The 18710-nt window shown below is 52.9% G+C and carries 17 protein-coding genes; 16 read left to right on the top strand and 1 reads right to left on the bottom strand.

Going from position 1 to position 18710, the window contains the following annotated elements:
* The first annotated feature begins 6 nt into the window (after window positions 1-6).
* From cysD to rpoS, 12 genes are all read left to right on the top strand, one after another.
* On the top strand, window positions 7-915 hold the full coding sequence (cysD, locus tag AACU55_RS24970; RefSeq protein ID WP_013574008.1) for a sulfate adenylyltransferase subunit CysD: 909 nt from the start codon (window positions 7-9) through the stop codon (window positions 913-915).
* Window positions 916-928: 13 nt separating this feature from the next.
* A complete protein-coding gene (cysN, locus tag AACU55_RS24965; protein WP_134706347.1) occupies window positions 929-2356 on the top strand; it encodes a sulfate adenylyltransferase subunit CysN in 1428 nt (475 codons plus the stop codon).
* 1 nt (window position 2357) lies between these two features.
* Window positions 2358-2981: an adenylyl-sulfate kinase gene (gene cysC, locus AACU55_RS24960; RefSeq protein ID WP_013574010.1), complete on the top strand. Its 624-nt coding sequence runs from the start codon at window positions 2358-2360 to the stop codon at window positions 2979-2981.
* Between the two features lie 59 nt (window positions 2982-3040).
* A complete protein-coding gene (locus AACU55_RS24955) occupies window positions 3041-3421 on the top strand; it encodes a DUF3561 family protein (protein ID WP_013574011.1) in 381 nt (126 codons plus the stop codon).
* Window positions 3422-3588: 167 nt separating this feature from the next.
* Window positions 3589-3909 carry a cell division protein FtsB gene (ftsB, locus tag AACU55_RS24950; protein WP_013574012.1) on the top strand — a complete coding sequence of 107 codons (321 nt, stop codon included), beginning with the start codon at window positions 3589-3591 and terminating at the stop codon, window positions 3907-3909.
* A gap of 2 nt (window positions 3910-3911) precedes the next feature.
* The gene (ispD, locus tag AACU55_RS24945; protein ID WP_134706345.1) at window positions 3912-4631 is read left to right on the top strand and encodes a 2-C-methyl-D-erythritol 4-phosphate cytidylyltransferase; all 720 of its coding nucleotides are present in this window, start codon (window positions 3912-3914) and stop codon (window positions 4629-4631) included.
* Window positions 4631-5104, top strand: coding sequence for a 2-C-methyl-D-erythritol 2,4-cyclodiphosphate synthase (ispF, locus tag AACU55_RS24940; RefSeq protein WP_013574014.1), 474 nt, complete (start codon window positions 4631-4633; stop codon window positions 5102-5104). Before ispD ends, ispF begins: the two co-directional genes overlap by 1 nt.
* A gap of 22 nt (window positions 5105-5126) precedes the next feature.
* Window positions 5127-6173: a tRNA pseudouridine(13) synthase TruD gene (gene truD, locus AACU55_RS24935; protein WP_167686159.1), complete on the top strand. Its 1047-nt coding sequence runs from the start codon at window positions 5127-5129 to the stop codon at window positions 6171-6173.
* Window positions 6154-6918 carry a 5'/3'-nucleotidase SurE gene (surE, locus tag AACU55_RS24930; RefSeq protein ID WP_167686157.1) on the top strand — a complete coding sequence of 255 codons (765 nt, stop codon included), beginning with the start codon at window positions 6154-6156 and terminating at the stop codon, window positions 6916-6918. Before truD ends, surE begins: the two co-directional genes overlap by 20 nt.
* Complete coding sequence (locus AACU55_RS24925) at window positions 6908-7534, top strand: protein-L-isoaspartate(D-aspartate) O-methyltransferase (protein WP_037034145.1); 627 nt, start codon at window positions 6908-6910, stop codon at window positions 7532-7534. Before surE ends, AACU55_RS24925 begins: the two co-directional genes overlap by 11 nt.
* Window positions 7535-7776: 242 nt before the next feature.
* Complete coding sequence (gene nlpD / locus AACU55_RS24920; RefSeq protein ID WP_013574018.1) at window positions 7777-8799, top strand: murein hydrolase activator NlpD; 1023 nt, start codon at window positions 7777-7779, stop codon at window positions 8797-8799.
* 51 nt (window positions 8800-8850) lie between these two features.
* Window positions 8851-9837, top strand: coding sequence for an RNA polymerase sigma factor RpoS (gene rpoS, locus AACU55_RS24915; protein WP_013574019.1), 987 nt, complete (start codon window positions 8851-8853; stop codon window positions 9835-9837).
* A 98-nt stretch (window positions 9838-9935) separates the two neighbouring features.
* Here the strand turns inward: rpoS and mutS are convergent, their stop codons facing one another.
* Window positions 9936-12491, bottom strand: coding sequence for a DNA mismatch repair protein MutS (gene mutS, locus AACU55_RS24910; protein ID WP_134706343.1), 2556 nt, complete (start codon window positions 12489-12491; stop codon window positions 9936-9938).
* 422 nt (window positions 12492-12913) lie between these two features.
* Between mutS and AACU55_RS24905 the strand changes: the two genes are divergently transcribed.
* The 4 genes from AACU55_RS24905 to recA all read left to right on the top strand — a co-directional run bounded on the left by AACU55_RS24905 (window position 12914) and on the right by recA (window position 18659).
* Complete coding sequence (locus AACU55_RS24905; protein WP_013574021.1) at window positions 12914-15574, top strand: hypothetical protein; 2661 nt, start codon at window positions 12914-12916, stop codon at window positions 15572-15574.
* A 153-nt stretch (window positions 15575-15727) separates the two neighbouring features.
* On the top strand, window positions 15728-16831 hold the full coding sequence (gene mltB / locus AACU55_RS24900; RefSeq protein ID WP_134706342.1) for a lytic murein transglycosylase B: 1104 nt from the start codon (window positions 15728-15730) through the stop codon (window positions 16829-16831).
* A gap of 161 nt (window positions 16832-16992) precedes the next feature.
* Window positions 16993-17487, top strand: coding sequence for a nicotinamide-nucleotide amidase (gene pncC, locus AACU55_RS24895; RefSeq protein WP_013574023.1), 495 nt, complete (start codon window positions 16993-16995; stop codon window positions 17485-17487).
* A 107-nt stretch (window positions 17488-17594) separates the two neighbouring features.
* Entirely contained in the window at window positions 17595-18659 is a 1065-nt protein-coding gene (gene recA / locus AACU55_RS24890) for a recombinase RecA (protein WP_013574024.1), read from the top strand.
* Window positions 18660-18710 lie beyond the last annotated feature (51 nt).

Below are 18710 nucleotides of genomic sequence, written 5' to 3'. Positions count from 1 at the left end.
TCTGTTATGGACGAAAAACGACTGACTCATTTGCGGCAACTGGAGGCGGAGAGTATCCATATCATCCGTGAAGTGGCTGCTGAATTCGCCAACCCGGTGATGATGTACTCCATCGGGAAAGATTCCTCGGTGATGTTGCATCTGGCGCGCAAAGCTTTCTTCCCGGGCACCTTGCCGTTCCCGCTGCTGCATGTGGATACCGGCTGGAAATTCCGCGAAATGTACGACTTCCGTGACCGCACGGCGAAGAATTACGGTTTTGAGCTGCTGGTGCATAAAAACCCGGAAGGCGTGGCAATGGGCATCAACCCGTTTGTGCACGGCAGTGCCAAACATACTGACATCATGAAAACTGAAGGTCTGAAGCAGGCGCTGAATAAATATGGCTTTGATGCCGCTTTCGGCGGTGCACGCCGTGACGAAGAAAAATCCCGTGCCAAAGAGCGTATCTATTCGTTCCGTGACCGCTTCCACCGCTGGGATCCAAAAAACCAGCGTCCTGAACTGTGGCACAATTACAACGGCCAGATTAACAAAGGCGAAAGCATCCGCGTGTTCCCGCTCTCCAACTGGACTGAGCTGGATATCTGGCAGTACATCTATCTGGAAAATATCGAGATCGTTCCGTTGTATCTGGCCGCACCGCGTCCGGTGCTGGAGCGCGACGGTATGCTGCTGATGGTTGATGATGATCGTATTGATCTGCAACCGGGCGAAGTGATCGAGAAGAAAATGGTGCGTTTCCGCACATTAGGCTGCTGGCCGTTGACCGGTGCTGTTGAATCTGAGGCACAAACGTTGCCGGAGATCATCGAAGAGATGCTGGTATCGACCACCAGTGAACGTCAGGGACGCGCGATCGACCGTGATCAGGCCGGTTCGATGGAACTGAAAAAGCGTCAAGGATACTTCTGAGGAGCCGCAGCTAATGAATAACGCAATTGCACAACAAATCGCGGAGCAGGGTGGTGTTGAAGCTTACCTGCACGCTCAGCAACACAAAAGCCTGCTGCGCTTTCTGACCTGCGGCAGCGTCGATGACGGCAAAAGCACCCTGATCGGGCGCCTGCTGCATGACACCCGTCAGATCTACGAAGATCAGCTGTCTTCTCTGCATAACGACAGTAAACGTCACGGCACCCAGGGCGAGAAACTGGATCTGGCACTGCTGGTGGATGGCTTACAGGCCGAACGCGAACAGGGCATTACTATCGATGTGGCTTACCGTTATTTCTCTACCGAGAAACGTAAGTTCATCATTGCGGACACGCCGGGGCACGAACAGTACACCCGCAATATGGCGACCGGTGCATCGACCTGTGATCTGGCGATTCTGTTGATCGACGCCCGTAAAGGTGTGCTGGATCAAACCCGTCGCCACAGCTTTATTGCGACCTTGCTCGGGATCCGTCACCTGGTGGTTGCCGTCAACAAAATGGATCTGGTGGATTACAGCGAAGCGGTATTCGAGCAGTTTAAACAGGATTATCTGGATTTCGCGCAGCAACTGCCGACCGATCTGGACATCAAATTTGTGCCGCTTTCCGCGCTGGAAGGCGACAACGTTGCCACACCAAGCGATAAAATGAACTGGTACACCGGCCCGACGTTGCTCGACGTGCTGGAAACGGTAAACATTATTAACATTCGTGAACAGCAACCGATGCGCTTCCCGGTGCAGTACGTTAACCGCCCGAATCTTGATTTCCGTGGCTATGCGGGAACGCTGGCATCCGGTTCTGTCCGTGTCGGTCAGAAGGTGAAAGTATTGCCATCCGGTGTGGAATCTACCGTGGCACGCATTGTGACCTTTGACGGTGATTTGCAGGAAGCCTGGGCGGGCGACGCGATTACGCTGGTGCTGGCCGATGAGCGTGATATCAGCCGTGGCGACACGCTGGTCGATGCTGAAGAAACGGTTAAACCGGTACAAAATGCTAAAGTCGACGTGGTGTGGATGGCCGAGCAGCCACTGAGCGTCGGCCAGAGTTACGACATCAAAGTCGGCGGCAAGAAAGCCCGTGCGCGTGTGGAAAATATCGAATATCAGGTGGAAATTAACTCGCTGACGCAGCGTGTGGTAGAAAACCTGCCACTGAATGGTATCGGACTGGTGGAACTGGCCTTCGACGAACCACTGGTGCTGGATAACTATCAGAGCAACGCGGTGACCGGCGGCATGATCTTTATCGATCGGCTGACCAACGTTACCGTGGGTGCTGGTCTGGTACGTGAAGCCATTGAACAGGTATATCAGGAATCGGATAAATACAGCGCATTTGAGCTGGAACTGAACAGCCTGGTTCGACGTCACTTCCCGCACTGGGGTGCGCGTGACCTGCTGGGTGGCAAATAAGATGGCGTCACAAGACAGTACTTTTTTAAAAGATGAGAATGTTGTCTGGCATCCGCACACGGTGACTCGTGCGGATCGCGAAAAGCAACATGGCCATCGTGGTGCGGTGCTGTGGTTCACCGGGCTTTCTGGCTCGGGGAAATCCACAGTGGCCGGTGCGCTTGAACAGGCGCTGTATGCGCAGGGCGTCAGCACTTATCTGCTCGATGGCGATAATGTCCGTCACGGACTGTGCCGCGATCTGGGTTTCACCGACGACGACCGGCGTGAAAACATCCGTCGTGTAGGTGAAGTGGCGAAACTGATGGTGGATGCCGGGCAGGTCGTGCTGACGGCGTTCATTTCACCTCACCGCGCCGAGCGTGAAATGGTGCGTGATTTGCTGGAAGATGGTCAGTTTATTGAAGTGTTTGTGGATACGCCGCTGGCTATCTGTGAGGCTCGTGATCCGAAAGGTTTGTATAAAAAAGCCCGTGCGGGTGAACTGAAAAACTTCACCGGTATTGACTCAGAATATCAGCCGCCGGAAACCCCGGATGTGCATCTTGATGGTGAACAATTGGTAACACAATTGGTGCCTCAATTATTAGAAGTGATGCGCCAGCGCGCTATTATCAATCCCTGAATGTTGCCGGCCAAACGTCACAGAGCGTGCCGGTTTACACTGAAATACAGGGATCATCTATGCAGGCGTTATTTAGCAGACTTGTCAGTCGGAACCGCGTGGATCGCACCGGGGAAATTACCCCCCGGACACGCGTGCCGATACCGGAAACCGACAGTGCAGACACCGAAGATCCTTCCTACTCCATGCAGGGCGGATTCATCGGGTTTGTCTTCTACTGGCTGGCGTTCGCGATCCCTTTTCTGGTTTATGGTTCCAACACCCTGTTTTTCCTGCTCTACACCTGGCCGTTCTTCCTGGCGCTGATGCCCGTTTCCGTCCTGATAGGCATTGCGTTCAGCACGTTCTTTGGCGGTGGCTGGTTTAAAACCTCTCTGGCCAGCGCGGTCTGCGTTATCGGCATGTTCTGGACTGTCTTCTCTTTCCTGTCTGGCTGGTGACTTTTCCTGGCAGTTTTCGCTGCAAATTCCCTTCACGATGTAACCCATTGTGTCATTCTCACCCTTAATTGCGTGCGTAAGTCTGATTCTCACCGGCTTTACCACTGCCACAGTGGAGTCAGAGGGAAAGTTGTGGGATGATTGTCCAGCTTTTTTAGGGGGCGGGGATGGGCAAACTAACACTGCTATTACTGATTTTACTTGGCTGGCTACAGTATTCGCTGTGGCTGGGTAAGAATGGTATTCACGATTATGTACGTGTAAACGATGACGTTCAGGTGCAACAAGTTAATAACGGCAAACTGAAATCACGTAATGATCAACTTTTCGCAGAAATCGACGATTTAAACGGCGGTCAGGAAGCGATCGAAGAACGCGCACGCAATGAACTGGGCATGATTAAACCCGGCGAGACTTTTTATCGTCTGGTGCCTGACAACAAACGTGCGCCTGGTAGCACCGTTTCGCAAAACAACCTGAATCAATAGCCATGAGCCATATCGCAGTTTCCCTTCCAGAGGTTATTGCCGTGTTACCGGCTGCCGGCATTGGCAGCCGTATGCAGGCAGAATGCCCCAAGCAATATCTTTCTATTGGCGGTAAGACGCTGATAGAACACTCAATTTGCGCTTTGCTGCAAAGCGGCAAAGTCAGTCAGGTTATCGTGGCATTAAGCCCGCACGATACGCAATTCGAACAACTTCCCATTGCCCGTGATCCGCGTATTCGCGTGGTTGCAGGCGGTGCGGAACGTGCTGAGTCGGTGATGGCCGGGCTGGATGTTGCCGGAGACAGCGGCTGGGTGTTAGTACATGATGCGGCGCGTCCGTGTCTGCATCCTGACGATCTCCATAATCTGCTGGCGATTGCCACCACCAGTAAAGTGGGCGGGATCCTTGCCGCCCCCGTGCGCGACACGATGAAGCGTGGTGAACCGGGCATTACAGCGATTGCGCATACGGTCGATCGTCAGGACCTGTGGCATGCACTGACGCCGCAATTTTTCCCGCTCGAATTACTGAAAACCTGCCTGCGCCGTGCACTCAATGAAGGTGCGGTGATCACAGATGAAGCCTCGGCAATGGAATATTGCGGTTTTCATCCTATGCTGATCCCGGCTCGGGCCGATAATATTAAAGTCACGAGGCCAGAAGATCTGGCCCTGGCTGAATTCTATTTAACCCGCTTATCCCAGGAGGAGAACGCATAATGCGTATCGGTCACGGTTTTGATGTACATAAATTTGGCGGCGAAGGCCCGCTGGTGATCGGTGGTGTGCGTATCCCTTATCCGCAGGGTTTACTGGCGCATTCTGACGGTGATGTTGCCCTGCACGCGGCTACTGACGCACTGCTTGGTGCCGCTGCGCTGGGAGATATCGGTAAACTTTTCCCGGACACTGACCCGGCATTCAAAGGTGCTGACAGCCGCGAACTGCTGCGCGAAGCCTGGCGCCGTATCCGTGCAAAAGGCTACAAGCTGGGCAATCTGGATATCACGATCATCGCACAGGCACCGAAAATGGCTCCGCACATCCCGCAGATGCGCGTGTTTCTGGCAGAAGATCTGCAATGTCATATGGATGACGTCAACGTGAAAGCCACGACAACCGAACAGCTGGGCTTTACCGGCCGTGGCGAAGGTATTGCCTGCGAAGCCGTTGCTCTGCTGATTAAGGAATGATGTTGTGGAAGATTACCGCATGATAGATATGTCCCGTCTCACCTGGTTGCTGGGCGAGCCTGTTGCCACCGGCCTGCTGAAAGCCAATCCCGAAGACTTTATTGTCGAAGAGGATCTGGGTTTTGAGCCGGATGGCGAAGGTGAACATCTGTTGATGCGGATCCGCAAAAATGGCTGTAACACGCAGTTTGTCGCGGAACAACTGGCGCGATTTGCCAAAGTGCATCCGCGCGATGTCAGTTATGCCGGTCTCAAAGACCGCCATGCCGTTACCGAACAATGGTTTTGCCTGCATCTGCCGGGCAAGACTGATCCCGATTTAAGCCAGTTTGATCTCGAAGGCTGCGAAGTTGTCCGCGCCTCACGCCATCGCAAAAAGATGCGTATCGGTACGCTGAAAGGCAACGCGTTTACGCTGGTGCTGCGTCAGGTAAGCGATATGGCTGATGTCGAGGCGCGTCTGGAAAAAATCACCCAACAGGGCGTACCGAACTATTTCGGCACCCAGCGTTTTGGCCGTGGTGGCAATAATCTGGTGCAGGCGAAACGCTGGGCAACCAATGAAGCCCGTCCGAAAGAACGCGCGAAGCGCAGTTTTTATCTTTCCGCCAGCCGCAGCGCGATGTTCAATATCGTCGCCAGCCAGCGTCTTGCCGCGGGGACCGTGCGTCTGCCGATGCTGGGTGATGCCCTGCAACTGAGTGGCCGTGGCAGTTGGTTTGTGGCGAAAGCCGAAGAGTTTGAATCGCTGCTACCGCGCGTTGAAAACGGTGAATTGCTGGTAACCGCACCGTTGCCGGGAGATGGCCCGCTGGGCACACTCGAAGACGCTGAAGCCTATGAGCTGGCCTGTCTGAATGGTCAGGAGGATTTACTGTCGCTGCTTAAACGTGAGAGGGTCGAACCGGCACGTCGTGCCATCATGCTGCAACCTTTGCAGATGCAATGGCAGCGCTGGGATGATGTTACTCTGGAACTCAAATTCTGGTTACCGGCCGGCAGTTATGCCACCAGCGTGGTGCGTGAACTGATGAATCTGGATGAAAGTGATGCGGATATTACTGAGTAACGACGACGGCGTACTGGCTCCGGGCATACAGGCGCTGGCGTCAGCACTGCGTGAATTTGCTGACATAACGCTGGTGGCCCCTGATCGTAACCGTAGCGGCGCATCTAATGCGTTGACGCTGGACGGCCCGTTGCGTATTCAGTCTTACCCTAACGGTGATACCGCCGTAATTAACGGTACGCCGACCGATTGTGTGTATCTTGGCGTGAATACGCTGATGCGCCCTAAGCCAGATATAGTGGTCTCTGGCATCAATGCGGGGCCGAATCTGGGTGACGACGTCATCTATTCCGGTACGGTTGCCGCCGCGATGGAAGGCCGCCATCTGGGCTTTCCCGCGCTGGCGGTCTCACTGGACGGCCATCAGCATTATGACACGGCGGCGATCATCACCTGTCGGATCCTCAGGGCTCTGGCGCGTGAGCCTTTGCGTACTGGCAAAATTCTGAATATTAACGTCCCGGATTTGCCACTTTCGCAGATCAAAGGGATCAAGGTGACGCGTTGCGGTAGCCGTCATCCGGCCGAGCAGGTATTTTGTCAGCAGGACCCGCGTGGTCAGGACTTGTACTGGATTGGCCCGCCGGGGGATAAATTTGATGTCGCACCTGATACTGATTTTGCTGCTGTCGCGCAAGGTTATGTTTCAGTGACGCCACTTCAGGTGGATTTGACCGCCTATGCGGCTCAGGATGTCGTGGTCTCATGGTTGGAAAAGGCCGGGGTGAGCGCGAATGGTGAATAAACCGATGTACAACCTGCTGGAACAACTTCGCCAGCAGGGCATTCATGATGAAAAACTGTTGCATGCCATAGAATCTGTGCCGCGTGAGCGTTTCGTGGATGAGGCATTTCAGCATAAAGCTTACGAAAACACTGCGTTGCCTATTGGCTCCGGTCAGACCATTTCTCAGCCTTATACCGTGGCGAGAATGACCGAGCTGCTGCGCCTTGAGCCCACTTCACGCGTGCTGGAAATTGGCACCGGGTCAGGCTATCAGACTGCGATTCTGGCACATCTGGTTGAACATGTTTTCTCGGTTGAGCGCATCAAAGGGTTGCAGTGGCAGGCCAAAAGACGCCTCAAGCAACTCGATTTGCATAATGTCTCCACCCGTCATGGTGACGGCTGGCAGGGCTGGCCTTCGCGTGGCCCGTTCGATGCCATTATTGTCACTGCTGCACCTCCTGAAATACCTCAAGATCTACTGCAACAACTCGATGATGGCGGCGTATTAATTCTGCCCGTGGGCGAAGAAAATCAAACATTGCAACGGGTCACACGACGTGGTGATGAGTTTGTTGCAGAGACTATCGAAGCCGTTCGTTTTGTCCCGCTGGTGAAAGGCGAGCTCGCCTGAAACCGGTGATAAGCCGATCCCTGCAGGACTAACCTCTTAAAATTTAAATACAACTGTTATATGGTGCTGTACTGGCGATGTTGATAGCATCCACTACAGTTTTTTATGGCACAGCGGCATTTGGGCAAAGGCCTGAATGAGCATGTTGCCTGCCCGCACCGTGTCTGATGACACGAAAAGCGCCAGCTGGCGCGGTGTGCGAGGTTAAAGAGATATTCTGAGATTGCCGTAACGGGGGAAATATGAGCACGGGAAGCCCAATAAAAACACTAAGCCGCATTGTAATGTGTACTTTTATCAGTGCCTGGATGGCGGGATGTACGAACAATTCAACGACATCTGCACCCATCAGCAGCGTTAATGGCGGCGGTGGCAGTGGCAATAGTAGTCAGAATACTCTGAATTCCACTCCGCAAATGGCGCCTGCTGTCGGCCCTGGCGGACACATTGTCTACAACCGCAGCTATAACTCAATCCCTAAGGGAAGTTACAGTGGCAGCACCTATCAGGTGAAGCGTGGCGACACTCTGTTTTATATTGCATGGATCACGGGCAATGACTTCCGCGACCTGGCCGCGCGCAATAATATCCCAGAGCCATACAGCCTCGAAGTTGGCCAGACAATCCAGATAAATAACGTCTCTTCCGCAGCAAGTACCGGGGGTGCGATAGCGGTCACAGATGCCACAAATGGCGGTGTTCCGAAAGTTCCAACCGGGGGCATGCTCACAGGTTCTGTGGTTGCATCTCAACCAACTACCACGTATTCTGATTCTTCTGGTAAACAGAATGTAGGCAAGATGTTGCCTTCATCAGGTGCAGTTACTACCACCACAACACCTGTTGCTGTAGCCAGCACTCCCGTCGCCACATCTACAAATAATGGCGGTCCGGTTTCCTCCTGGAAATGGCCGACTGACGGGAAAATTATCGATAATTTCTCAGCTTCTGAAGGGGGAAATAAGGGGATCGATATTGCTGGTTCGCGTGGACAGTCTGTCGTAGCAACCGCCTCGGGGCGTGTGGTCTACGCCGGTAATGCTCTTCGCGGTTACGGTAATCTAATCATCATCAAACACAATGATGATTACCTGAGCGCCTATGCACATAACGATACAATGCTGGTCCGGGAACAACAAGAAGTGCAGGCGGGTCAAAAAATAGCGACTATGGGTAGCACCGGAACCAGTTCAGTAAGATTGCATTTTGAAATTCGTTACAAGGGGAAATCCGTAAACCCGCTGCGTTATCTTCCGCAGCGATAAATCGGGGCAGAGCATCGATTCTGCCCTCGGGACCACGGGTAGGAGCAGCTTATGAGTCAGAATACGCTGAAAGTTAACGAGTTACATGATGATGTAGATTTCGATGAGAACAGCGCTGAAGCCTTTGACGAGAAAGCAATAGTCGAAGAGACTGCCGACAACGATGCTGAAGAAGAATTGTTGTCGCAGACTGTAAGCCAACGAGTGCTGGATGCCACTCAACTGTACCTCGGTGAAATCGGTTATTCCCCTCTGCTTACCGCAGAAGAGGAAGTTTATTTCGCACGACGCGCGCTGCGGGGAGATGTTCCTTCCCGCCGCCGTATGATTGAAAGTAATCTGCGTTTGGTGGTTAAAATTGCCCGCCGCTACAGTAACCGCGGTCTGGCACTGCTGGATTTGATCGAGGAAGGTAACCTGGGTCTGATCCGTGCGGTTGAAAAATTCGACCCTGAGCGCGGCTTCCGTTTCTCTACTTATGCAACATGGTGGATCCGTCAGACAATCGAACGGGCGATTATGAATCAAACCCGTACTATTCGTCTGCCGATTCATATCGTTAAAGAACTGAACGTTTACCTGCGTACCGCACGTGAACTTGCACATAAACTGGACCATGAACCGAGCGCTGAAGAGATTGCTGAGCAACTCGACAAACCGGTACATGATGTCAGCCGTATGTTGCGCCTGAATGAACGCATCACTTCTGTAGACACCCCATTGGGTGGTGACTCAGAGAAAGCGTTGTTAGATATTCTGGCGGATGAAAAAGACAACGGCCCGGAAGACACCACACAAGACGACGATATGAAACAGAGTATCGTGAAGTGGTTATTCGAGTTGAATGCAAAACAGCGTGAAGTGCTGGCGCGTCGTTTTGGCCTGTTAGGCTATGAAGCGGCAACGCTGGAAGATGTGGGCCGCGAAATCGGTCTGACACGTGAACGTGTTCGTCAGATTCAGGTAGAAGGTTTGCGTCGCCTGCGTGAAATCCTGCAGGGGCAAGGACTGAGTATCGAAGCACTTTTCCGTGAGTAAATAACTCACAGGCAATTGCCACAATATGCAGCATCCAATAAAAACGGTGGGTTAATCCCCACCGTTTTTTTATGCATCCGGTTCAGTTCAGCGGACGTTTACACCATATCTTTCAGACGATAGATCCATTCCAGCGCCTGACGTGGCGATAACGAATCTGCATCCAGTGACTCCAGTGCCTCAACTGCCGGAGATACTTCTTCGGTCAGTAAAGCCAGTTGCGGACCGTCAACTTTGCTGGCGGCAGCGTTGTTCGACAACGTTTCCAGCTCTTTCAGTTTCTGACGGGCGCGCTTAATCACATCACGCGGCACACCAGCCAGTGCGGCAACGGCCAGACCATAACTCTTGCTGGCGGCGCCATCCTGTACGCTGTGCATAAACGCGATGGTATCGCCGTGTTCGATAGCATCCAGATGCACGTTGACGGTGCCTTCCATTTTTTCCGGCAGGGTGGTCAGCTCGAAATAATGGGTGGCGAACAACGTCATGGCTTTAATACGGCTGGCGAGGTTTTCCGCACATGCCCATGCCAGCGACAAACCATCGTACGTTGATGTCCCGCGCCCGATTTCATCCATCAGCACCAGGCTGTTTTCCGTCGCGTTGTGCAGGATATTCGCCGTCTCTGTCATTTCCACCATAAAGGTCGAACGCCCGGAAGCCAGATCGTCCGCTGCACCGACGCGGGTGAAGATGCGATCCACCGGCCCGATGACGGCAGTCTCAGCGGGAACATAGCTGCCGATATGCGCCATCAGAACAATCAGTGCTGCCTGGCGCATATAGGTACTTTTACCGCCCATGTTCGGACCGGTGATAATCAGCATCCGTCGCGCCGGGGACATGTTCAGCGGGTTAGAAATAAACGGTTCACTTAGCACCTGCTCAACCACCGGATGGCGACCGCCGGTAATATTAATGCCTGGTTTTTCACTCATGGTCGGACAGGCGTAATTCAGTGTGTACGCGCGTTCCGCCAGATTACTCAGCACATCCAGTTCGGCCAGTGCACTGGCGCTTTGCTGTAATGCAGACAGGTGCGGCATCAGCAAATCGAACAACTCTTCGTACAGCGCCTTTTCCAGAGACAAGGCTTTACCTTTGGAGGTCAGCACCTTGTCTTCGTACTCTTTCAGCTCAGGAATGATGTAGCGCTCGGCATTTTTCAGCGTCTGGCGACGGACGTAATGAATCGGCACCAGATGGCTCTGCCCACGGCTGACCTGAATGTAATAACCGTGAACGCCGTTGAAACCGACTTTCAGCGTATCCAGCCCCAGCTTTTCACGTTCGCGGATCTCCAGACGATCGAGATAATCCGTCGCGCCGTCTGCCAGCGCACGCCATTCATCCAGCTCAGCGTTGTAACCTGGTGCGATTACGCCACCGTCACGCACCAGAACCGGCGGGCTTTCGATCACAGCGCGTTCAAGCAGTTCCACCAGTTCGGTAAAGTCACCGGTTTGCTCCACCAGCGTTTTCACATGAGCGGCTTCGGTTCCCTGCAAGATCTCGCGGATTTCCGGCAGTTGCTGCATGGCATGACGCATACGGGCCAGATCACGCGGACGTGCGCTGCGCAGTGCCAGACGTGCCAGAATACGTTCAAGGTCGCCGACCTGGCGCAGTACCGGTTGTAAATCCGCCGTGAGATCCTGCAATGCACCGATCGCCTGCTGACGATGCGTCAGCAGTTTGATGTCGCGGCTCGGCATGTGGATCCAGCGCTTGAGCATGCGGCTGCCCATCGGCGTTACGGCCTGATCCAGCACTGCCGCCAGCGTGTTCTCTACACCACCCGCCAGGTTTTGCGTCAGCTCCAGATTACGGCGCGTGGCCGCATCCATAATAATCCCATCCTGCTGGCGCTCCATGGTGACGCCACGGATATGCGGCAGGGCGGTGCGCTGGGTATCTTTTACGTATTGCAGCAGACAACCGGCAGCACGCAGCGCCTGAGCAGCCTGCTCAACGCCGAAGCCGCTCAGATCGCGGGTACCGAATTGCAGATTGAGCTGCTGTTTCGCGGTTTCCAGCTCGAATTCCCACATCGGACGGCGGCGCAGGCCACGGCGGGAGGAAATCAGCGACATGGCTTCAAAGCTTTCCGGGTAGAGTAATTCCGCCGGATTGGTGCGCTGTAATTCGGCTGCCATGGTTTCCAGATCGTCAGGCTGTGCGACGCGGAAACGGCCGGAACTGATATCCAGCGTGGCATAACCAAACCCGCGCCCGTCCTGCCAGATAGCCGCCAGCAGGTTATCATGACGCTCGCTGAGCAACGCTTCGTCACTGACGGTGCCCGGCGTGACGATGCGTACGACTTTGCGTTCAACCGGCCCTTTACTTAGGGCCGGGTCGCCAATTTGTTCAGCAATCGCGACGGATTCCCCTAGCTGGACCAGTTTCGCCAGATAACCTTCTACCGCATGATAAGGCACGCCCGCCATCGGGATCGGCTCACCGGCAGAAGCGCCGCGTTTGGTCAGGGAGATATCCATCAGCTGAGATGCGCGTTTCGCATCGTCATAAAACAGTTCGTAAAAGTCACCCATGCGATAGAACAGCAGAACTTCCGGGTTCTCAGCTTTCAGACGCAGATACTGCTGCATCATCGGGGTGTGGGCATCCAGGTTTACATTATTTGTCATAGACTTAATCTTTTTAATCCATTTTTCGACGCGATGGGTTTAAGGATTTTTTCTGTTGCGTATCTTAGCCCAGCGGGCAAGAAGCTGTCACAACTAAAAATGGAAAGCATCGCGCAAACCAGACATGTAACACCCCCTTCGTTTGCAGAGCGTAAAGGTCAGGGGATTTGAACATGTTGCAACGGGCGTAATAATAGAGTTTTTATTTTTTTGAGAATAATAATAAGGGGGTGATAATAATAAAAAACGTGCCGTTATATTAATGGGTTAGTTGTTCGTAATATTATTAATAATAAGTATATAAAATGAATTAAGTGTGGATATGAATGTTTTACTCCTCTGCTAGGGTGATGGCTGTTCCCGGATGACCTTATTAATACGGGATTTTCCACGCTATTTATCCATCTTTGCGGAGAAGTATTATGCAATTGCAATTTAAATTAAACATGATCAACGATGCCTGGTATCCCACTCTCGATTTGAATGAGATTAAATCAACGTCTGGCGGCGCGGTTGATATTAAAGAAAAGTTAGTGATCGTATTTTCAGCACCCGGAAAAATAACTGCCGGTGATATTAATGTCGAAACCAATCCGTGGAAACCGCTCGGCACGAAAGTGGAATCCACGGAAGTTGGCGGCGGGATTTTTGATGTCAAAGTGACGATTGAGCCGACCGATGGACAGCCTGTGGGCGATGCCATTCAGAAAATTCATATGGGGCTGAACGTCTCCTCTGCGGATTCGCCTGCCTGGTCTGATTTCCGCGAAACCTTTGCGCTGGCCGCTGATGAAGAACCGGGTGTTACCGGTGAATTGTCGGTCAGTTGTCCGCCGTTGCCTGCCGGGCTGACAAATGCCGCACTCGAACTGCGTCTGGTGCGCGGCGATAAAACATTGCGCGTTTTGCCAGAGTTTGGTCACGTCTCTAAATTTTCCGTCAATGCGGGGAATTACAGTGTCTTTGCAGCAGAATTAAGCACGGAAGACGGTACTGTCCGCGTGCCTGTCAATCTCGGACAGACAGAAATCACCATTGATAAAGGCCGTACCACCTCGCTGGCCGTCACTTTCGGCGCTGTGGATCGCAGTACGACCATTGATGTTGCATTGAATTTCTCAGGCATTGCCGGTTTGCGCGATGAAGAGCTGACGCTGATTTGCAGCGAGAACGGCACAGATAAACTGAGCCTGCCGGTACGCTCCGGCCAGCAATATCGTCTGGAACATTTACCTGCTACCGGCCGCTTTGAAATCCGTATTGCCGATTTACGTCTGAACAATATTCATTATCTGTTTGATGATTACGACGGTCAGTTCGACGGCCAGTATCACAGCATTAACTTCACTCAGGCGCAGGTCAGCCAGCGTGGTGATTCACAGCCAAATGCTGCGAAGCTGACGGTCAGTGTGAAAGCGGAAAGCGCGGTCAGTAAATCCATTTCCCTGCGACTGACAGACAATTCCGCCACACCTCGTCAGTACCGCTTCGATGCGATTGCCGCGCAAAATGGCAGCATTGAGCAGCCAGTTCTGGTTGTGCCGGGTTCTTATACCGTGGTCTCGGGAACCTTTATTCACAACGGCATCGTACATTACGTGGATGTCAGCCCTCAGCCGTTACTGGTCAGCGCGAATGCACCGGCACAGCTGAATGTGACGATTGTGAAAGGGGCGAATCTGCACGTGAAAGGTTTCCCAGAGTTCCTCACCTTTGGTGCCTGCGCCAATATGGTGCCGACTAACGTGGATGATTTTGCCGCGGCGCGTGTGTCTTCAATTTTCAAATATTCCGGTGATGACGGCATGGGCGATGCGGGCGATTATCTGTCACCGTCTAAAGAACCGACGCTGCAAATTATTAAAATGGCACGGGACGTCTCCGCCAAACTGAATGAACCCGTGTTGCCGCTGATGGTGTCTTACACCTGTAACTTATCATTGGGTGATGTGCCGAATATTATTGCTGATCCGGTACGCCATAAATTCAGCTTCGCCAACTTTATTCAGTCGTTGCAAATGGCGCAATCCCAGCAGGATGCGGAACATCCGGTACCAGCCGGGTATATTGTGAATCCGGATTATCTCGGCGAATGCCAGAAATACGGTTTCCTGCCAACGTATGAAATTCCGGTTCGTCAGCCTCTGAGCGAAGCACTTGCCCACCACAATGTGAATGTGCAGGTTCCGGCGGGCATCACCAATACCCTGAAAGGCTATATCCGGGCGGTAAACTGGCTGACGCGCGTGGTTGCGCCAGACGTCGTACTCGGCTGGCAGGTCAACCTGTGGGGAGTGGCAGGTTCGCAGTGGATTTATAAAGATTTCGTCTACGATGATGTTTTTGATGCCGCTGACGGGCAACATAAAAAAATGACGGTTGATCCGTTCACTGCGGGCAGACTGACGGCGCAATATGCATTGCTGGTCGGCGTGTTTGATGACATCGAATATATCCGTGCAGACGGTTCTCCTGACGTGGCGAAGGGCGCTGATTTTATGGCCGCTGACCGTTACGAAGCCGATGATTTCACTATCCGTTCATATGCCAATGGTTATTGTTATTCGCCATACGAATGGGAGCGTACGTTCGATTTCTGTGCCTCCTTAAGCCGCCACCTGCGTCAACCGGTTCTGCCATGGCAGATCCCGGCCAGCCATCTGCCAACTTCCGCAGATGAGGTTAATGCTGATTTCAACACCCAGAACTGGGGCAGCGGCGGCAGCTACCTGATGGGGCATTCCGAAATTGGTGCCTCGGTGGATGCCATCCATGAACGCCTTCTGCCGCTGAAATTCGATGCCGCTTATGCCTCAATGATGGGCCACGACACCCGGGAACTGTTCTCCCGGCATTCATGGGATCTTTCCACACCTAAGTATCTGGATTTCCCGTCACGCGGTATTTTCCATGTCCACCTGGGCGGCGGAGCGACGACCGGGGTGATCAGCGGCGTGGGTGATGCCAGCAGCTGGATGCGCAACAAGCTGAAAGCTTATCGTGATAATCCGGTGAAATTTGAGGAAAGCAGTACGCTTAAATCAGGCAGCCAGTGGCGTTCCAAGACGCCGTCGGTGAAATAATTACGCAGTATTTTTAACACGTGCGGGTCCGTTACAACGGGCCCGTCACTTAGAATTTTTGTACCTTGTAAAGACGATGATTTTCAGTTTTTTCGGCTTTAATAATGCTCTACCATATCCGCACCTCTTTTATTGCATGGTTACGGATATCCGATGCGCCACCTGGCAGTCATTCTTCCCCTGGTTCTTACACTTTCTGCATGTAGCAGTAATAAGCCCGCACCTCAACCTGAAGGCCCGCGAAGTCCTTTTTCCGATGGAAGAAATGCCAGCGCGAATACGGTTCCCGCTGGTGGTTTTCTGCTGCAGGCTGAACACACCGGTGCCGTCCAGACCGGTGATTTCGCCTATGATCCGGCCATGAACCAGTTTGTTGACAAAATGGTGCGCGAGCACGGATTTGACCGTCAGCAATTGCATGATGTCCTGTCGCAAACCAAACGTCTGGGATTTGTATTACGACTGATGGATCAGCAGGCGCCATCTGGCCCGCCATCTACCGTGCCGAATGGCGCATGGAACCGCTATCGCAGCAAATTCATTACGCCGGATAACGTGCAAAACGGCGTAGTGTTCTGGAATCAGTATCAGGATGCGTTACAGCGTGCGGAGCAGGTTTACGGCGTGCCGCCGGAAATCATTGTCGGGATTATCGGTGTGGAAACCCGCTGGGGACGCGTAATGGGTAAAACCCGCATAATCGATGCGCTGGCGACCTTATCCTTTGCTTATCCGCGCCGGGCAGAATATTTCTCCGGCGAGCTGGAAACCTTCCTGCTGATGTCCCGCCGTGAAGGCGATGATCCGCTGAGTTTACGTGGTTCCTTTGCGGGCGCGATGGGCTACGGCCAGTTTATGCCATCCTCTTATAAGGACTACGCCGTAGACTTTAACGGTGATGGTCATGCCAACCTGTGGGATCCGATTGATGCCATCGGCAGTGTCGCCAATTATTTCAAGGCACACGGCTGGACGAAAGGCGCACCGATTGCGGTGCCGGCAGCAGGCCAGGCGCCTCTGCTGGAGAATGGCTTCAAAACCAAGTATCCGTTGTATACGCTCAAAGCAGCGGGGCTTAGCCCGCTGGGTTCACTGGGCAATTATCAGGAAGCCAGCTTGCTGCGCCTTGATATGGGCACTAATTACCAGTACTGGTACGGATTGCCGAATTTCTACACCATCACCCGCTACAACCACAGCGTGCATTATGCGATGGCGGTATGGCAACTGGGTGAAGCGGTGAAAGCCGCGCGCTAACGCCGGTGAGTTAATCTTTCATGAGGGCCGCAGATTGTGGCCCTTCTTTTTCTTTTTATTCCAATTCTGAATACATCGCGCAAAACGCTTCGACGGGACTCACAGACCGGAAGAGAAATGCTAACATCGGGTCAGTTTCAGATGACCCGCCAGGAGGGAGTATGAGCGAAAAACGTTTACATGAACTGAGTGTGGAAATCGGGGCGGCGCTGAAAGCGAAGGGATGGTGGGTAACCTGTGCGGAATCCTGTACCGGTGGCCTGATTGCCAAAGCGATTACCGATATTGCCGGAAGCTCCGCCTGGTTTGACCGCGGATTTGTCACTTACAGTAACGCGGCCAAGCATGAATTGCTGGGCGTTTCTGAAAGCACGCTTGAGCAATATGGCGCAGTGAGTGAGCAGGTGGTGCATGAAATGGCACTGGGCGTGTTACATGCGGCGGGTGCTGATGTGGCGGTTTCGGTCAGCGGTATCGCCGGCCCTGACGGAGGTTCTGCAGAAAAACCTGTCGGCACTGTCTGGTTTGGATTTGCCGGAAAAGACGGACGGGTTCTGACCGCGAAACAGCAGTTTTCCGGCGATCGCGAAGCAGTGCGTTTGCAAGCTGCTGTTTTTTCGTTACAAACTGCATTGCGTGAGTTTATTAAAAATTAGGCTTGATACTGTATGAGCATACAGTATAATTACTGCCAATTACCTGTACATAAATTATATTCAGTGATGCAGGCGGGATGTTCCCCTGTATCAGACGAGGAGTAAAAATGGCTATTGATGAGAACAAGCAAAAAGCGTTAGCTGCAGCACTGGGCCAGATTGAAAAGCAATTCGGTAAAGGCTCCATCATGCGTCTGGGTGAAGATCGCTCCATGGACGTCGAAACGATCTCTACCGGCTCTTTGTCTTTGGATATCGCGTTAGGTGCTGGCGGCTTGCCAATGGGCCGTATCGTTGAAATTTATGGTCCGGAATCCTCCGGTAAAACCACGCTGACTCTGCAGGTTATCGCTGCTGCACAGCGTGAAGGCAAAACCTGTGCGTTCATCGATGCAGAACACGCGCTGGACCCTATCTACGCTAAAAAACTGGGCGTCGATATCGATAACCTGCTGTGTTCTCAGCCAGATACCGGTGAACAGGCTCTGGAAATCTGTGATGCGCTGACCCGTTCAGGCGCCGTTGACGTTATCATCGTTGACTCCGTTGCCGCACTGACGCCAAAAGCTGAAATCGAAGGCGAAATTGGTGACTCTCACATGGGCCTCGCAGCTCGTATGATGAGCCAGGCGATGCGTAAGCTTGCGGGTAACCTGAAAAACGCCAATACCCTGCTGATCTTCATCAACCAGATCCGTATGAAAATCGGTGTGATGTTCGGTAACCCGGAAACCACCACCGGCGGTAACGCCCTGAAATTCTATGCCTCTGTACGTCTGGATATCCGTCGTATCGGCGCTATCAAAGAAGGTGATGTGGTTGTCGGTAGTGAAACACGTGTGAAAGTCGTGAAGAACAAAATCGCCGCACCATTTAAACAAGCTGAATTCCAGATCCTGTACGGCGAAGGTATCAACATCAACGGCGAACTGATCGACCTGGGCGTTAAGCACAAACTGATCGAGAAAGCGGGTGCATGGTACAGTTACAACGGCGAGAAGATTGGTCAGGGTAAAGCGAACTCTTGTAACTACCTCAAAGAAAACCCGAAAGTTGCTGCTGAACTGGACAAAAAACTGCGTGATATGCTGCTGAGCGGCACCGGTGAATTGAGCGTTGCGACTACTGCTGAAGACGCTGACGACAACATGGAAACCAGCGAAGAGTTTTAATTTCGCGGTTGTCTGACAAAGACATTTGAAGGGCAGGGGACTTTGTCCGCT

The sequence above is a fragment of the Rahnella sp. CJA17(1/100) genome, assembly GCF_963881615.1.
Taxonomy (GTDB): Bacteria; Pseudomonadota; Gammaproteobacteria; order Enterobacterales; family Enterobacteriaceae; genus Rahnella; species Rahnella aceris.
This window is presented reverse-complemented; position numbering and strand designations above follow the sequence as displayed.

Bases quoted from the DNA above. Each gene is read 5' to 3' on its own strand.
- cysD (WP_013574008.1), top strand. From the start codon at position 7: ATGGACGAAAAACGACTGACTCATTTGCGGCAACTGGAGGCGGAGAGT.
- cysN (WP_134706347.1), top strand. From the start codon at position 929: ATGAATAACGCAATTGCACAACAAATCGCGGAGCAGGGTGGTGTTGAA.
- cysC (WP_013574010.1), top strand. From the start codon at position 2,358: ATGGCGTCACAAGACAGTACTTTTTTAAAAGATGAGAATGTTGTCTGG.
- AACU55_RS24955 (WP_013574011.1), top strand. From the start codon at position 3,041: ATGCAGGCGTTATTTAGCAGACTTGTCAGTCGGAACCGCGTGGATCGC.
- ftsB (WP_013574012.1), top strand. From the start codon at position 3,589: ATGGGCAAACTAACACTGCTATTACTGATTTTACTTGGCTGGCTACAG.
- ispD (WP_134706345.1), top strand. From the start codon at position 3,912: ATGAGCCATATCGCAGTTTCCCTTCCAGAGGTTATTGCCGTGTTACCG.
- ispF (WP_013574014.1), top strand. From the start codon at position 4,631: ATGCGTATCGGTCACGGTTTTGATGTACATAAATTTGGCGGCGAAGGC.
- surE (WP_167686157.1), top strand. From the start codon at position 6,154: ATGCGGATATTACTGAGTAACGACGACGGCGTACTGGCTCCGGGCATA.
- AACU55_RS24925 (WP_037034145.1), top strand. From the start codon at position 6,908: ATGGTGAATAAACCGATGTACAACCTGCTGGAACAACTTCGCCAGCAG.
- nlpD (WP_013574018.1), top strand. From the start codon at position 7,777: ATGAGCACGGGAAGCCCAATAAAAACACTAAGCCGCATTGTAATGTGT.
- rpoS (WP_013574019.1), top strand. From the start codon at position 8,851: ATGAGTCAGAATACGCTGAAAGTTAACGAGTTACATGATGATGTAGAT.
- mutS (WP_134706343.1), bottom strand. From the start codon at position 12,491: ATGACAAATAATGTAAACCTGGATGCCCACACCCCGATGATGCAGCAG.
- AACU55_RS24905 (WP_013574021.1), top strand. From the start codon at position 12,914: ATGCAATTGCAATTTAAATTAAACATGATCAACGATGCCTGGTATCCC.
- mltB (WP_134706342.1), top strand. From the start codon at position 15,728: ATGCGCCACCTGGCAGTCATTCTTCCCCTGGTTCTTACACTTTCTGCA.
- pncC (WP_013574023.1), top strand. From the start codon at position 16,993: ATGAGCGAAAAACGTTTACATGAACTGAGTGTGGAAATCGGGGCGGCG.
- recA (WP_013574024.1), top strand. From the start codon at position 17,595: ATGGCTATTGATGAGAACAAGCAAAAAGCGTTAGCTGCAGCACTGGGC.